Source organism: Arthrobacter sp. SPG23 (assembly GCF_000876655.1).
Taxonomy (GTDB): Bacteria; Actinomycetota; Actinomycetes; order Actinomycetales; family Micrococcaceae; genus Arthrobacter.
On record NZ_JYCN01000018.1, the window covers coordinates 157,080 to 171,959 of the forward strand.

Genomic DNA, 14,880 nt, shown 5'->3' on the forward strand with positions numbered 1-14,880 from the left:
CCGCGCGGTAATCCGAGATGGTTCCGGGATACCGGGCGGCTAGCTAAGCAGAAGGATCGCACGCATAGAACTACTTTAGCGCACCTCCACCATCACCTAAACGTAAGTCGCCACGAGCGGCTGAATAGACGGGCTCGGACATGCCGAGCTGTCAAGGGGGCCCGGGAGCGGCTTCGGGCGTCCGCGAAGCGGGCGGGGCCCCCTTGACAGCGAAGGCATAGGCTCGCCGGGTCTACTTCACGTCCTCGTCGACCCAGTCCATGGACTTCGTCACTGCCTTCTTCCAGAGGCGCATCTGGCGGTCCCGCTCGGCGTCGTCCATCTGCGGTTCCCAGCGCTTGTCCTCGGACCAGTTGGCCGAGCACTCCCCGAGGTCCTTCCAAAAGCCGACGGCCAGGCCGGCAGCGTAGGCGGCACCGAGCGCCGTGGTTTCCACGACCTTCGGCCGGATCACCGGAACGCCCAGGATGTCCGCCTGGAACTGCATGAGGGCGTCGTTGGCAACCATGCCGCCGTCGACCTTCAACTCCGTCAGCGGAACACCGGAGTCGGCGTTGACGGCGTCGAGCACCTCACGCGTCTGGAAGGCGGTGGCCTCCAGCGCCGCACGGGCGATGTGGTTCTTGTTCACGAAACGCGTCAGGCCAACGATGGCACCGCGGGCATCCGACCGCCAGTACGGTGCAAACAGGCCGGAGAACGCCGGGACGATGTAGACGCCGCCGTTGTCCTTGACCGAGGCGGCGAGAGTCTCCACTTCGGGGGCGCTGCTGATCATGCCGAGGTTGTCCCGCAGCCACTGGATCAGGGAGCCGGTGACGGCGATGGAGCCTTCCAGGGCGTAGTGCGGTGCAGCGTCCCCCAGCTTGTAACCAACCGTGGTCAGCAGGCCGTTCTTGGAGTGGACGATTTCCTCGCCGGTGTTGAAGATCAGGAAGCAGCCTGTGCCGTAGGTGTTCTTGGCTTCGCCGGCATCAAACGCCGCCTGGCCGAACGTGGCTGCCTGCTGGTCGCCGAGGATGCCGGCAACCGGCACTTCCCGGAGCAACTGTGAGGTGTGCACGGTGCCGTACACCTCGGAGGAGGACTTGATGGCGGGCATCATGGAGGCGGGAACGCCGAATGCGTCCAGGATCTCCTGGTCCCAGGACAGCGTGTCGAGGTCCATGAACATGGTCCGGGAGGCGTTGGTGACGTCCGTGACGTGCACGCCGCCGTCCACTCCGCCGGTGAGGTTCCACAGCACCCAGCAGTCCGTGTTGCCAAAGACCAGGTCGCCGGCTTCGGCCTTGGCGCGGGCGCCTTCCACGTTGTCCAGGATCCACTTGATCTTGGTGCCGGAGAAGTACGTGGCCAGCGGCAGGCCCACCTGCTGCTTGAAACGCTCCGGTCCGCCGTCCTTGGCCAGTTCATCCACGATGTCCTGGGTCCGGGTGTCCTGCCAGACGATGGCGTTGTAGATCGCCTTGCCCGTTGTCTTGTCCCAGACAACGGCCGTTTCGCGCTGGTTGGTGATGCCGACCGCGGCGATGTCGTGCCGGGTCAGGTTCGCCTTGGACAGTGCGGAGGCAATGACCTCGCGGGTGTTGTTCCAGATTTCGGCGGGGTCGTGCTCCACCCAGCCGGCCTGCGGAAAGATCTGCTCGTGTTCCATTTGGCCGGAGGAGACGATGCTGCCGCTGTGGTCGAAGACGATGGCGCGGGTGCTGGTGGTGCCCTGGTCGATGGCGATTACGTACTGGTTCATGTTGACGTCCTTGTCTGTTGTCTGAAGGGCTTGACGGGGGTGTTGAAACGCGGGGGGATCAGGAAGCTGCCGAGGCGATGATGGGCACGATTGCTGCGACAGCGCCGGCCAGGGTTCCGCCTACCAGCGGCCCGACAACCGGGATCCAGGAGTAGCTCCAGTCGCTGGAACCCTTGCCCTTGATGGGGAGCAGAGCGTGCGCAATGCGGGGACCAAGGTCACGGGCGGGGTTGATGGCGTAGCCGGTGGGACCGCCGAGGGATACGCCGATGCCAACAACCAGAAGGGCCACTGCGAGCGGGCCGAGGCCCGAGGGGGTGCCGCCGAACGTCAGGATGACGAAGACGAGCACGAACGTGCCGATGATCTCCGTGATCAGGTTCCAGGGGGTGGAGCGGATGGCAGGGCCGGTGGAGAACACGGCGAGCTTGCTGGCGGGTTCCGGTTCGGCGTCAAAGTGCTGCTTGTGAGCCAGCCACATGACCACAGCGCCCAGGAACGCGCCCAGGAGTTCTCCGCCGAAGTAGGTCAGTGTGGATGCGAAGTCGACGCTGACGCCGGGAGCATATTCCGCCTTGCCGTTGACCAGCAGGCCAAGGGTCACGGCCGGGTTCAGGTGCGCGCCGGACCTGGCGGCAACATAGACGCCGGCGAAGACTGCGATGCCCCACCCCCATGTGACCATTAGGAATCCGCCGTTGTTGCCCTTGGTGCCTTTGAGCGCGACGTTTGCCACAACGCCGCAACCCAGCAGGGTCAGCATTGCGGTTCCGAATACTTCGGAAAGGAAAACAATTCCAAGAGACATCTTTGACTCCTCTATTTTCTGTTGTCAGCCCTTCGCGATTTGAAGGGCTGTTGGGCCGGCAACGCTGTTGCGTTGCCGGCCGGCTACTGCGCCGGCTGCTCCTCCAGCGGAACCGCGCAGTCCTTGCGCCCGGGCAATTCCTCCCCGGGCACGCAAGATTTCTAAGCGACCAGGCTGTGGACCTGGACGCCGTGGAAGCGTTCAAGCACCTCCTGGGCATAGTGAATTTCGGCTGACCTGGCTGCGGCGTCCCAGCCCAGCGGAGCAGCGAGGACCTCCGCCACCTCGTTGAGCAGTTCACCCGTGACCAGCCCGCGGAAGGCCAGGGAGGTGCGCCGGATCAGTACGTCGACGAGGTGTCCCACCTGCTCGTTCCGGGCCATGAACTCCAGTTCGCGGACACTGAGTTCACGGGTGGAGTGCAGGAGCCGGTCCGGGCCGGCGTCGAGGTACCGGAGAACTTCTTCGGCGCGGGTACCGTAGCGTGTCAGCAGTCCGGAGATCCGGTCAGCGTCGCGGCCGGCGGACATGTGGGCCTTGATCCACTGCTGGACTCCGGCCTGGCTGTCGGGGAACCCGGCGCCGCCGCCAATGGCGAGTTTCGCCGTCGAGACTTTCCGCTCCAGGCCCAGTTCTTTGAGCACGTCGTTTGTGAGGTGCTCGGCCAGCGCCCGGAACGTGGTCCATTTGCCGCCCACCAGGCTGAGTACGACGGCGCCGCCGGCTGTCGTTGCCTGTCCGCTGGACACCGTTTCCTGCCCGCCGGCCCGGCGTTCGATGCGGTAGTCGCGGCTGACGAAGCCGGGCTGGGTGGCGTCGTGCTTCGGCAGCGGCCGAACACCGGCGAAGGTGTAGACGATCTGGTCCCTGTGCACTGTGACATCCGGGAAGACGTGGCCGATCAGGTCGAAGAAGTAGTCGATCTCGGTGTCGGTGCAGACGGCGTCCTCTGCCATGTCCGCGTCCACATCGGTGGTGCCCACAAGGACGCGGTCGCCCATCGGGTAGATGAGCACGATCCTGCCGTCAGTGTGTTCGAAGAAGATTTCGCGGCCGTTGCAGGCGTCAAGCAGCTCGGGGTGGTCCAGCACGATGTGCGAGCCCTTGGTGCCGCCCATGAAGGTGGATGCGGCGCCCATGGCCTCGTTGGTCAGGTCCACCCACGCACCCGTGGTGTTGACGATGACGTCAGCCGTGAAGTCGAAGACCTCGCCGGTGAGCTCATCGCGCAGCTGGACTGTGCTGCCGCCGGTGGAACCGGCGGACGTGCCGGCAGTTCCGCCCATGGCGACGAGTGAGAGGTAATTGCTGGCCCGCGCGTCGCTCTGGCCGCTGGCGCCGGCTTTCTCTCCGTCCTGGAGCACGTCCAGGGTGAGGCGTTCCGGGTTGTGGACCGAGGCGTCGAAGTACGTCGCCGCATATTTGATGCCGGGGTGCAGCCGCGGCAGCTCTGCCAAGGCGCGTTTGCGGCCGCGGAACTGGTGGCGCGGAACTGTGCCGCCGTCGCGTGAGAAGAAGTCGTACATGCTCAGGCCAAGCTTGATGAGGAAGGCTCCGCGTTCCTTCGGCTTGCCCTGCTGCTTGTGGGTGAGGAACCGCAGCGGCGCCGACAGCACGCCGGAGAAGGTGCTGAAGATGGGGATGGTGGTCTGGAGCGGTTTGACGTAGTGGGGAGCGATGCGCAGGAGCCTGTTGCGTTCGACGACGGACTCCTGGACCAGCCGGAACTCACCGTTTTCCAGGTAGCGGATTCCGCCGTGGATCATGTGCGACGACGCACCGCTGGCCCCCTGGCAGTAATCCCCCCGTTCAACGAGTGCAACGTCCACACCCTGCAGGGCCAGGTCGCGGAACGTGCCGACTCCGTTGATCCCGCCGCCGATGATCAGGACTTGTGCGCGGGGCCGCTTTCGCAGGCTCTGCACTGATGACCGCTGGTGGCTGGACGCCTGATGGCCGGATGAATCGTTGGTTCCCAAATCTGCTCCTTTGGGTTTGGTCCTGTGCGGCGCGCCTCACAGCGCGGCGCCGTTCATCACTATTGTTTGGAGTAATGGAAAATGGAGTCAAGCACTATGCACAAACGTGCAGAACGGAAGCCGAATGCCGCGCTCACGCCACTCAGAAGCCCTCAGGGCTGCACAACTGTATTACCTTCAGGACCTCACGATGGACGCCATAGCCAGGGAGCTCCGGACCTCCAGATCCACGGTTTCCCGCCTTCTTTCGGCTGCCCGGGAGACCGGCTTGGTGCAGATCCAGATCCGCAATCCGCTCGACACCGGACCGGAACTGGAAAACATGATCCGCGCCCAATACCGGGTGGATGTCCACGTCGTTCCGGTGGTGGACACACTGAATGAGGCGGAAACCCTTGACAGGGTGGCCATGCAGGCTGCAAGGACAATCGGGCCGCTGGTTGACTCCAACGCGATCATCGGTGTCGCCTGGGGATCCACGCTCAGTGCCGTCAGCCGCCACCTCACCCGCAAGATCACCCACGACAGCGTCATCGTCCAGCTCAACGGCGCCGGCAACATGCAGACCACCGGCATCACCTACGCGAGCGACATCATGCGCAGGTTTGGCAGCGCCTACGGTGCGCGCGTTGAACAGTTTCCCGTTCCGGCCTTCTTTGACCACGCCGCCACCAAAACCGCCATGTGGAATGAACGCAGCGTCCAGCGCATCCTTGAATTGCAGTCACGCATGAGCATTGCCATTTTCGGCGTGGGCTCGGTGGACGCCGACTACCCGAGCCACGTCTACGCCGGCGGATACCTGGACGAGAGCGACCTCAACATCCTGGCCAACTCGGACGTGGTGGGTGACGTGGCCACGGTGTTTTTCCGCGGGGACGGATCCTCTGATGGCATCACGCTCAACGAACGGTCCACCGGGCCTGCGCTGGCGCAGCTGCGGCAGGTCAGGCGGCGGATCTGCGTTGTCTCCGGGGCCTCGAAGATCAATGGACTGCGCGGCGCGCTCGCGGCAGGCCTGGCCACCGACCTGATCCTCGATGAAGCTACCGCCCGGCGCCTGGTCAGTTTTGACGGGCTCTCTTGAAGCCTGCCGCCAGCCTCGCCCGGCCTGTCCCCGGGAGCGGACGGCGCCGAGTCGGTAGAGTCAGTCCTATGAAAAACTCGCCCCGGCTTAGCCTCAACAATGGTGTGCTGATCGACCAACTGGGCTTCGGGCTCTACAAGGTTCCCCCGGCAGACGCTGCCGGCCTGGTGACGATGGCCCTCGAGGCCGGATACCGGCACTTCGACACCGCTGCCATGTACGGGAACGAAACCGGGGTAGGCAAGGCTATCGGCGCGCTTGCCGGATTTGCTGGCGGAGGTCCCGCAGGAGGCTCCGGCGAGGCAGCACCGGCGCTCTCCCGCGAAGACCTCTTCGTGACCACGAAGGTGTGGAACGACGACCACGGCTACGACGCCACCATGCGGGCTTTTGATACGTCCATGTCCAACGTCGGCATGGAATACGTCGACCTCTACCTCATCCACTGGCCGTGCGCCCGCCGCGGACTGTTCGCCGAAAGCTACCGGGCCATGGAAACCCTCTATCGTGAGGGCAGGATCCGGGCGATCGGCGTGTCCAACTTCCAGCCTGCCCATCTGGAGCGGCTGCTCGAGACTGCCGAAGTGGTCCCCGCGGTGAACCAGATCGAACTCCACCCCTGGTTGCAGCAGGACGAGCTCCGCCAACTCCACGACCGGATTGGCATCCGCACCGAGGCCTGGAGCCCGCTGGGCAGGGGCCAGGTGCTGGAGGATCCGGTGGTCCTGGAGCTTGCGGCGGCGCACCGCCGGACCGCGGCGCAGATCATCCTCAGGTGGCATGTGCAGCTGGGCAATGTGGTGATCCCCAAGGCCAGTTCCTATGCCCGGATCCGGGAGAACCTGGACGTCTTTGGCTTCACCCTGGACCCCGCGGACATGGCCGCCCTCGCCGCTTTGGAACGTGGCCACCGCACGGGTTCCCACCCGGACAACGTCAACTAGGATTCGACACCATGGAACAAGTGGACACGGGGCCGGCACAGGCCCCGCCCCTCTTCAGCGGGCAACTGGATGGCAGGACGCGGGCGGCCAGCGTGGACCTGCACGGCTGCAGCGTGGACTACTGGGTATATGAACCGGTGAGCGTCACGGCAGAGACCAGGACCATCCTGGTGGTCCACGGTTTCCGGGGCGACCATCACGGCCTGCTCCGGGTGGCGGACCAGCTCCCCGACATGCGGCTCATCATGCCCGACCTGCCCGGCTTCGGCAGCTCGGATGCGTTTACTGACGGTGAGCACAGCGTCAGGCGCTACGGGCAGTTCATCAGTGATTTCATGGCTGCCCTGGGCCTTGGAGCGGAAACGGTACTCCTGGGGCACTCCTTCGGATCCATCATTGCCAGCCATTTCGTGGCGGCCAACCCCGGCGCGGTGTTCCCCCTCATCCTCGTCAACCCCATTGCCGCACCGGCCTTGGAGGGGCCCAAGGGCGTCATGACCAAACTGGCCGTCCTGTACTACGAGGCCTCGGCCAGGCTCCCCCGCGCACTGGGCCTCTACCTGCTCCGCAGCCGGCTCATAGTCAGGGTCATGAGCATGGCCATGGCAAAGACCAGGGACAAGCAGCTCCTGCAGTTCATCCATGGCCAGCACAACGCCTACTTCTCCGCCTTCGCCAACCGGGACAGCCTGCTGGAGTCGTTCAAGGCCTCCGTGGGGAGCAACGTCTCGGAGGTTGCTCCGGAGCTTGGCCTGCCGGTGCTGCTGATTGCCGGGGAGAAGGATGAGATCGCGATGCTCCCGGACCAGCACAAACTCGTGGCGCTCCTGCCGGATGGCACCCTCGAGGTGATTCCCGGCGTGGGGCACCTCATCCACTACGAGACCCCCGGGCCGGCCGCCGGTTTCATCAGACGTTTCCTAAAGGACCATCCCGCGTGAAAATCATTATCGACGCCCGATTCACCCGCCTGGACCACCACGACGGCATCAGCCGGTACGGGGCCAGCCTGATCGCGGCTACGGCCAAAGTCGCCGACGTCTCGATGCTCATCAGCGACCCCCGGCAGCTGGCTCTCCTCCCGGACGTGCCCTACACGCTGATCAACAGCCCGCTGTCCCCCGCGGAGCTGTTCGTGGCCGGCAAGGTCAACAAGCTGGGCGCCGACGTTGTGGTGTGTCCGATGCAGACGATGGGGACGTTCGGCCGCAAATACGGCCTGGTGCTGACACTCCACGACCTCATCTACTACGAGCACCCTGCCCCGCCGGGATTCCTGCCGGCACCGGTGCGCCTGCTCTGGCGTCTCTACCACAAGGCGTACTGGCCGCAGCGGCTGCTCCTGAACCGGGCGGACGTGGTGGCCACCATCAGCCACACCACCGAGGCACTGATCGCGAAGCACCGCCTGACCCGGCGGCCGGTCCGGATCGTTGGCAACGCGCCGCAGCACGGCCATACGCCGCGCGATCCCGGTGCCGGCGCGGACAGGACCCTCCTCTACATGGGTTCGTTCATGCCGTACAAGAACGTGGAAACCATGGTGCGGGGAATGGCCGAACTGCCCGACATGACGCTCCACCTGCTGAGCCGCATCACGCCGCAGCGGCGGGCGGAGCTCGAAGCGCTGGTGCCGCCCGGTGCCGACGTCGTGTTCCACAACGGCGTGACGGACGCCGAATACGAGGCGCTGCTGGGCAGGACAACTGCCCTGATCAGCCTTTCCCGGGCCGAGGGTTACGGCCTCCCGCTCGTGGAGGCCATGTCCCACGGAACACCCGTGATCGCAAGCGACATCCCGATCTTCCGCGAAGTAGGCCACGACGCCGTGAGTTACGTCCACCCCGATTCCCCGTCGGAGTTCGCCGAAGCCGTCCGAAGGCTGGAAGAGCCGGGAGTGTGGAAGGAACACTCACGCCGTTCCGTGGAACGGGCCGCGGAATTCAGCTGGGACCATTCGGCCCGGCAGCTTGTGCAGCTGGCCGAGGAAGCCGCCGCCATCAACCGCCGCTGAGGCCCTGCCCGCCGGGGCGCATCCAACACGGCACGTCAGCTACAGCACATCCACGCCGTCGAGCCTTAACTGGACGGGATCGTCGCTGCGCCGCGCCGCTGCAGCCGACTTGACTGCCCGCATCACCCGCGTGGCGCCTGCCGCCTGGGCGTAGGGAATGAACAGCAGCGTCCGGACATCCTCGCCGGCCTCCCGCCGGGGTGCGCGTGCTTCCGTCAGCACCAGCGGCGCCGGTCCGGCGGTGCGAAGGGTGATCCCCTGCCGGGCAAGGCTCTGTTCGATGGCGTCGGTAAAGTGCCCGACGGCGGTCCGGCCGCCGGTCACAGAGGCTATCCTCACCGCCGGGGGCAGCTGGAGCTCGTGCCGCAGTGAGAGTTCCCGCTGTGCGTACCCCCCGGCATCCCAGCGAAGCAGGGCGCCTACCCCTGCTGTGTCATCGGCGGTGATAACCACCAGGCCGCCTTCGCGGGCCGGCCTGACCAGCGCGGCGGCATTGAACCAGCGCCGGACGGCGTCCTCCCCCGCGCGGAGGTTTTCGCGGCGCAGGAGCGAGTCCCCGTCCAGGAGCACTGCTGCGGCATAGCCGCCGGGCGCCACGGGCTCCGCTCCCACGGTGGCGACCACCAGGGATTTCGTGTCCGGGACAGTCGCTTTGACGTGGTCCCCTGACGAGGTGATCACAGGCTTGCCGGGAAACGCGCGGCCCAGTTCCTCCGCGGTCCGCAGCACGCCGGTAGCGGAGCGGCGCAGCCTGGGGCTGGTGCAGTGGCTGCAGCGCCACTCCGGAGCAGAAGCGGAGCACCAGCGGCACTGCGGAACTGCCGAGCTGCCGGCGGCACCGGCCACAGCAAGGGGCCCGCTGCAGGCCGTGCACCGGGCCGGCTCCCGGCAGGAATCACAAACCAGTGACGGCGCATAGCCGGAACGGGCCACCTGGACCAGCACGGGGCCGCGTTCCAGGCACTCCTTGGCCGCACGCCAGGCCGCACCCGGAAGCCTCGCGATCCTGGCCAGGGGGTCGCGCTCCTGCTCGAAACTGTCCGCCGTGTTCACGACGCGCGGCACGGTCCGGCGGACTTCCGGGCGGTCGGCTTCCACCGGCCGGGCCCAGCCTGCCTCCACCAGCCGCTGGAGTTCGGTGCTTCGTGTGTGGGCCGCCATCAGGCACGCCGCGCGGTCCTGTTCCGCCCGCAGCAGTAGGACCTCCCGCGTGTGGGCATAGGGTGCCCGCTGTTCGATATGGAGGTCGTCGCCGTCGTCCCAGCACACCACCAGGCCCGGGTTGTGCACGGGAGCATAGGCCGCCGACCGGGTGCCCACCGCAACACCGGCACTGCCGGTGAGCACCCGCAGGTAGTTGCGGTAGCGGGGTGTAGGTCCGTCGTCGGCGGTGAGCCGCGCGATGTCTTCCCGGGGCAGCAGCTCCGCCAGCGCCTCCTCGACGCGGTCCAGGTCGCGGTAGTCCGGAACCACCACCACAGCGCCGCGGCCCGAGGCACGCACGGCCGCGACGGCTTCGGCGATGAGCGCGGGCCAGCCGGCGGGACCGAATCCCTGCAGCGCGCTCAGGACGGCCCGCGGCGACTCGCCGGCCGCAAGATGCTGCAGGAACGCCGCACCGTTGACGTAGCGCGTCCAGTGGCCGGGCGAGGGAGGAATACGGGCCTCCGCCGGTTCCGGGTTCGCCGCGGCTTCCACGGCGGGGACCGGGCTCGGGGCGAGGGTCCCTTCAGCGGCCAGTTCCTTCTCCAGCCTGGCGACCCGCGGCGGAATGGCCACCCGCAGCACGTCGCTGACGGTGCCGGCGTAGCGGGCGGCCACTTTACCGGCGAGTTCGGCCAGTTCGGGTGTAAGCACGCGCACGGGTGAGACCACCTTGTGGAGCGGCACCAGCGTATGCCCGGCGTCGGACTCGGCCAGCCGGTCCAGGATGAAGCCGCTGAGCTCCTGGCCGTTGAACTTGACCTTGACCCGGACGCCCGGCTGCGCGGCGTCGTCAATCGCTGCCGGCACGCTGTAGTCGAAGGGCCTGTCCAAGTGGGGCAGCGAAGACTCGATCAGCACCCGGGCAACAGGCAGCGACGCGGCGAGGGCCGGTCCGGTTGAAGCCGCCGGACGGCCCGGCGGGAAACCATGCAGGAGTGACAGCTGGAGCGGCTCGTCGGTGGCCGATCCGTCGCCGGAAGAAGTAGCGATGGGACCAACCTCCGTTCAGCATCCAGCCAGTAATGGTGCCAGTGGTTGCGGTGCGGGAGCCCGGCAACCACCGGCCGGAAAGCACTGTAGCAGGGCCGCCCGGACGGCGGCCCTGCTACAGCCAAACACGTGGCACCGACATTTACTCCATTGCCACAAAATGCGGGCACTCCGAATTGGGTGCGCCGCGGATGTTTGCGGGCGGCGGTTCTCAGGCGTTGAAGAAAGCCTTAAGCTCGTCCACGCGGTCAAGCCGTTCCCAGGTGAAGTCGGGATCGTCGCGGCCGAAGTGCCCGTGCGCCGCAGTCTTCGTGTAGATGGGGCGCTTGAGGTCCAGCGCGTCAATGATCGCGCGGGGACGGAGGTCGAAGATTTCCGCAATCGCGGCGCTGATGCGCTCGGGATCCACCGTTTCCGTGCCGAAGGTCTCAACGTAGGTGCCCACGGGGCGTGCCTGGCCGATCGCGTAGGCGATCTGGATCTCGGCGCGCTTGGCCAGTCCCGCAGCCACCACGTTCTTGGCAACCCAGCGCATCGCATAGGCCGCGGAGCGGTCAACCTTGGACGGGTCCTTGCCCGAGAAGGCACCGCCACCGTGGCGCGCCATGCCGCCGTAGGTGTCCACGATGATTTTGCGGCCGGTCAGGCCGGCGTCGCCCACGGGGCCGCCGATCACAAACGCACCGGCAGGATTAAGGATGTTGCGGGTGCGGGAGATGTCCAGGTTGGCTGCCGCCAGTACGGGATCGATCACGTGCGTGGCGAGGTCAGCACGCAGCTGCTCGAGGCTGGCGCCTTCCGCGTGCTGGCTGGAAATGACGATGGTTTCGACGGATACGGGCTTGTCCCGGGCGTAGCCGATGGTCGCCTGGGTCTTGCCGTCCGGGCGGAGGTAGGGCAGTTCGCCGTTCTTGCGCACTTCAGTGAGCCGTTCCGAGAGGCGGTGCGCAATCCAGATCGGCACCGGCATGTAGGACGGCGTCTCGTCGCTGGCGTAGCCGAACATCAGGCCCTGGTCACCGGCGCCCTGGAGGTCGTAGTCGTCCTCCTGGCGGCCTTCGCGGGCCTCCAGGGAGTTGAACACACCGCCGGCGATGTCGTTGGACTGCTGGCCGATGGAGACCGACACGCCGCAGCGGGCGCCGTCGAAGCCGTTGGCCGAGGAGTCGTAGCCGATCCCCAGGATGGTCTCGCGCACGATCTGCGGAATTTCAACGTAGGCGTCGGTGGTGACTTCGCCCGCTACGTGCACCAGCCCGGTGGTGGCCAGCGTCTCGACTGCCACACGGGACTCGGGATCCTTCGCCAGCAGGGCATCCAGGATCGCATCGCTGATCTGGTCGCAGATCTTGTCCGGATGGCCTTCAGTCACGGACTCCGACGTGAAGAGACGAAGGGATGGCGGCGTCGCGCCATGGGAAGCGGGAATGTGCAGCGGTAAAGTCACTCAACTACCTTACTGGTTGGGAATCGGTCAGGCTTCAGCATGTGTCCCCCTGCTAAGCAGGCTTTGCACACGCCCGCCTCTCAGGCTCTGGAAAACAGTTACGCCAAAATCAGGATCGCGGGAAAACGCGGCTCAACTCGAAGCTGATGCGGTCAATGACAGCGGCCGCAACATCATCCTTTGAACCGGAAGCCGCTTGTGGTTCGGAGCCGGCACGGGAAAGGATGACCACTGAGTTGTGGTCCTGACCGAAGACCAGGCCCTCACCCACATGGTTCACCACCAGCAGGTCGCAGCCCTTCTTGCGCAGCTTGGCCTCGGCATAGCCGAGAACGTCACCGTCGGCGTCTCCGGTTTCGGCCGCGAAACCCACGATCAGCTGCCCGGGCTTGTTCGCCGCGCGCACTTCCACGAGTTCCTGCAGGATGTCCGGGTTGCGCAGCAGGCTGATCACCGGATCGGCGGTGTCGTCACGCTTTTTGATCTTGGTGTCCGAAACGTCCGCGGGGCGGAAGTCCGCCACGGCCGCGGCCATAATGACGACGTCGGAATCAGCTGCCGCGCGCAGCGCCTCTTCCCGGAGCTGCAGCGCCGTTTCCACCCGGACCACCTCCACGCCGTCGGGCACCGGTACCTCCATGTGGGCGGCGAGCAGCCGGACGCTTGCGCCCGCGTCGCGTGCCGCCACGGCAAGCGCGACGCCCTGCTTCCCGGAGGAGCGGTTACCGAGGAACCGCACCGGGTCCAGTGGCTCACGCGTGCCGCCGGCGCTGATGGTGACGGTGCGGCCTGCCAGCGGCAGCTGCCCGGAAACCCTGTTGTCCTGCATCAGAGCCAAGGCGGCCGCGAAGATTGCCTCGGGCTCGGGCAGCCTGCCGGGACCGGAGTCGGAGCCGGTGAGCCGGCCGCTGGCGGGTTCGAGGACGGTGACGCCACGGCCGCGCAGCGTTTCCACGTTGGCCCGGGTGGCGGCATGAAGCCACATTTCGGTGTGCATGGCAGGCGCCATCAGTACGGGACCGCTGGCCATCAGCAGGGTGTTGGTCAGGAGGTCGTCGGCGTGGCCGCCGGCGGCACGGGCCAGGAGATCCGCGGTGGCCGGAGCCACGACGATCAGGTCCGCCTCATGCCCCAGGCGTACGTGGTTGACCGACGGAACGTCGTCGAAGACGCTGTTGCTCACGGGGTTCCCGGACAGGGCTTCCCAGGTGGCCGCTCCCACAAAGCGGTTGGCCGCCTCCGTGGGGATCACCGTGACGTTATGTCCGGCTTCAGTAAAAAGCCGGAGGAGCGATGCCACCTTGTAGGCGGCAATCCCTCCCCCGACTCCGAGGACTATGCGCACGTGACCTCCGTCAACAGGCAGTCTTTTAAGCTGCGGAGATCTACTCTGCAGGTTCGATCGGCGTGGAAACGAGCTTGCCTTCGTTGATCTCGCGCAGGGCGATGGAAAGCGACTTCTCGTTCAGCTTGGTGTCAACCAGCGGACCCACGTATTCGAACAGGCCCTCGTGCAGCTGGGCGTAGTATGCGTTGATCTGACGTGCACGCTTGGCACCGAAGATCACCAGGCCGTACTTGGAATCGGCTGCCTTCAGCAGCTCGTCGATCGGCGGGTTGATGATGCCTTCAAGGTTCGTGGACACGAATTCTCCAAATTCTAACGGGCTGATCCGACCCGGCGGCTAGTGCGGGTGCGGGGTCAGCCCCATGAGTGAAACAAGCTCGTCCGCTGCGCGTCGAACGTCATCATTGATGACGGTGTGATCGAACTCCGGCTCAGCGGCAAGTTCTAGTTTAGCGGTTTCCAGTCTCTGCTGCTGTTCCTCGGCTGTTTCGGTGCCGCGGCCCACCAGCCGGCGGACCATTTCCTCCCAGCTGGGCGGCGCGAGGAAGACGAACTGCGCCTCCGGAACGGCCTGTTTGACCTGGCGCGCGCCCTGCAGGTCTATCTCCAGCAGGACAGAACGGCCATCAGCGATCGCGGCGTCCACGGTGCTGCGGAGCGTCCCGTAGCGGTTGCGGCCATGGACCACAGCCCACTCAAGCAGCTCCCCGCCGGCCACCAGGGCATCGAATTCCTCGGCGGACTTGAAGAAGTAATGGACCCCGTCCTGCTCCCCCGGGCGCGGCGCGCGGGTGGTGGCCGAGACGGAAAGCCAGACTTCGGGGTAGTTGTCCCGGATGTAGGTGGACACAGTGCCTTTGCCAACAGCCGTCGGGCCGGCGAGGACTGTCAGTCCCGGTTTCTTGCTCACATATTCCTTTGGGCGTTATTCGGATGGGCGTGTTTCTCGTTCATAAAATCTACCAGCGCCCGGCGCTGGTGAATGCCGAGTCCCCGCAGCCTGCGGGACGCGGCAATGCCCAGCTCGTCCATGATGGCGGCCGCCGTGACGCGGCCGACACCGGGCAACGCCTCCAGCATCTCGGAAACCTTCATCCGGGCGATGGCGGAATCGCCGTCGCCGGCAGCGAGGAGGTCCGCCACGGAAAGCGTTCCGGACTTCAGCTGCTCCTTGGCTTCCGCCCGGGCAGCCCGGGCCGCTGCCGCCTTCCCCAGGGCGTCCGCGCGTTCCTGGTCTGTCAGGGGCCGCAAGCTCACTCAAGTCACCCCCGAATCGTCCCATCTGAACAACGGCAAGGGCCGTTGGAGTC

At 66.1% G+C, this 14,880-nt stretch carries 13 protein-coding genes; 4 read left to right on the plus strand and 9 right to left on the minus strand.

Features of this window, described 5'->3' with window-relative positions; translation table 11 throughout:
* Window positions 1-232: 232 nt before the first annotated feature.
* The 3 genes from glpK to TV39_RS11520 all read right to left on the minus strand — a co-directional run bounded on the left by glpK (window position 233) and on the right by TV39_RS11520 (window position 4,534).
* Window positions 233-1,747 carry a glycerol kinase GlpK gene (gene glpK, locus TV39_RS11510; protein WP_043481765.1) on the minus strand — a complete coding sequence of 505 codons (1,515 nt, stop codon included), beginning with the start codon at window positions 1,745-1,747 and terminating at the stop codon, window positions 233-235.
* Between the two features lie 58 nt (window positions 1,748-1,805).
* Window positions 1,806-2,555: an MIP/aquaporin family protein gene (locus tag TV39_RS11515; protein ID WP_043481767.1), complete on the minus strand. Its 750-nt coding sequence runs from the start codon at window positions 2,553-2,555 to the stop codon at window positions 1,806-1,808.
* A 161-nt stretch (window positions 2,556-2,716) separates the two neighbouring features.
* Window positions 2,717-4,534, minus strand: coding sequence for a glycerol-3-phosphate dehydrogenase/oxidase (locus TV39_RS11520; RefSeq protein ID WP_043481769.1), 1,818 nt, complete (start codon window positions 4,532-4,534; stop codon window positions 2,717-2,719).
* A gap of 124 nt (window positions 4,535-4,658) precedes the next feature.
* Between TV39_RS11520 and TV39_RS11525 the strand changes: the two genes are divergently transcribed.
* The 4 genes from TV39_RS11525 (at window position 4,659) to TV39_RS11540 (ending at window position 8,579) form a co-directional block, all read left to right on the plus strand.
* Complete coding sequence (locus TV39_RS11525) at window positions 4,659-5,621, plus strand: sugar-binding transcriptional regulator (RefSeq protein WP_043481771.1); 963 nt, start codon at window positions 4,659-4,661, stop codon at window positions 5,619-5,621.
* Between the two features lie 68 nt (window positions 5,622-5,689).
* Window positions 5,690-6,565 carry an aldo/keto reductase gene (locus TV39_RS11530; RefSeq protein ID WP_043481774.1) on the plus strand — a complete coding sequence of 292 codons (876 nt, stop codon included), beginning with the start codon at window positions 5,690-5,692 and terminating at the stop codon, window positions 6,563-6,565.
* 11 nt (window positions 6,566-6,576) lie between these two features.
* Window positions 6,577-7,506 (plus strand): alpha/beta fold hydrolase, encoded by a 930-nt coding sequence (locus TV39_RS11535; protein WP_043481777.1) that lies wholly within the window; start codon window positions 6,577-6,579, stop codon window positions 7,504-7,506.
* A complete protein-coding gene (locus TV39_RS11540; protein ID WP_043481779.1) occupies window positions 7,503-8,579 on the plus strand; it encodes a glycosyltransferase family 4 protein in 1,077 nt (358 codons plus the stop codon). Before TV39_RS11535 ends, TV39_RS11540 begins: the two co-directional genes overlap by 4 nt.
* Window positions 8,580-8,618: 39 nt before the next feature.
* Here TV39_RS11540 and TV39_RS11545 read toward each other — a convergent pair whose 3' ends face one another.
* From TV39_RS11545 to mihF, 6 genes are all read right to left on the minus strand, one after another.
* Window positions 8,619-10,775 (minus strand): primosomal protein N', encoded by a 2,157-nt coding sequence (locus TV39_RS11545; RefSeq protein ID WP_043481781.1) that lies wholly within the window; start codon window positions 10,773-10,775, stop codon window positions 8,619-8,621.
* Between the two features lie 211 nt (window positions 10,776-10,986).
* Window positions 10,987-12,222, minus strand: a complete 1,236-nt coding sequence (metK, locus tag TV39_RS11550) for a methionine adenosyltransferase (RefSeq protein ID WP_043481783.1) — start codon at window positions 12,220-12,222, stop codon at window positions 10,987-10,989.
* Between the two features lie 109 nt (window positions 12,223-12,331).
* Window positions 12,332-13,567, minus strand: coding sequence for a bifunctional phosphopantothenoylcysteine decarboxylase/phosphopantothenate--cysteine ligase CoaBC (gene coaBC, locus TV39_RS11555; RefSeq protein WP_043481785.1), 1,236 nt, complete (start codon window positions 13,565-13,567; stop codon window positions 12,332-12,334).
* A gap of 40 nt (window positions 13,568-13,607) precedes the next feature.
* Window positions 13,608-13,868: a DNA-directed RNA polymerase subunit omega gene (gene rpoZ, locus TV39_RS11560; protein ID WP_011692102.1), complete on the minus strand. Its 261-nt coding sequence runs from the start codon at window positions 13,866-13,868 to the stop codon at window positions 13,608-13,610.
* Window positions 13,869-13,907: 39 nt separating this feature from the next.
* Entirely contained in the window at window positions 13,908-14,480 is a 573-nt protein-coding gene (gene gmk / locus TV39_RS11565; RefSeq protein ID WP_043481788.1) for a guanylate kinase, read from the minus strand.
* The gene (gene mihF / locus TV39_RS11570; protein WP_043481790.1) at window positions 14,477-14,827 is read right to left on the minus strand and encodes an integration host factor, actinobacterial type; all 351 of its coding nucleotides are present in this window, start codon (window positions 14,825-14,827) and stop codon (window positions 14,477-14,479) included. Before mihF ends, gmk begins: the two co-directional genes overlap by 4 nt.
* Between the last annotated feature and the right edge of the window lie 53 nt (window positions 14,828-14,880).

What these genes read in the sequence shown, in the direction of transcription:
- glpK (WP_043481765.1), bottom strand. Translation starts at nt 1,747, where the DNA reads ATGAACCAGTACGTAATCGCCATCGACCAGGGCACCACCAGCACCCGC.
- TV39_RS11515 (WP_043481767.1), bottom strand. Translation starts at nt 2,555, where the DNA reads ATGTCTCTTGGAATTGTTTTCCTTTCCGAAGTATTCGGAACCGCAATG.
- TV39_RS11525 (WP_043481771.1), top strand. Translation starts at nt 4,659, where the DNA reads ATGCCGCGCTCACGCCACTCAGAAGCCCTCAGGGCTGCACAACTGTAT.
- TV39_RS11530 (WP_043481774.1), top strand. Translation starts at nt 5,690, where the DNA reads ATGAAAAACTCGCCCCGGCTTAGCCTCAACAATGGTGTGCTGATCGAC.
- TV39_RS11535 (WP_043481777.1), top strand. Translation starts at nt 6,577, where the DNA reads ATGGAACAAGTGGACACGGGGCCGGCACAGGCCCCGCCCCTCTTCAGC.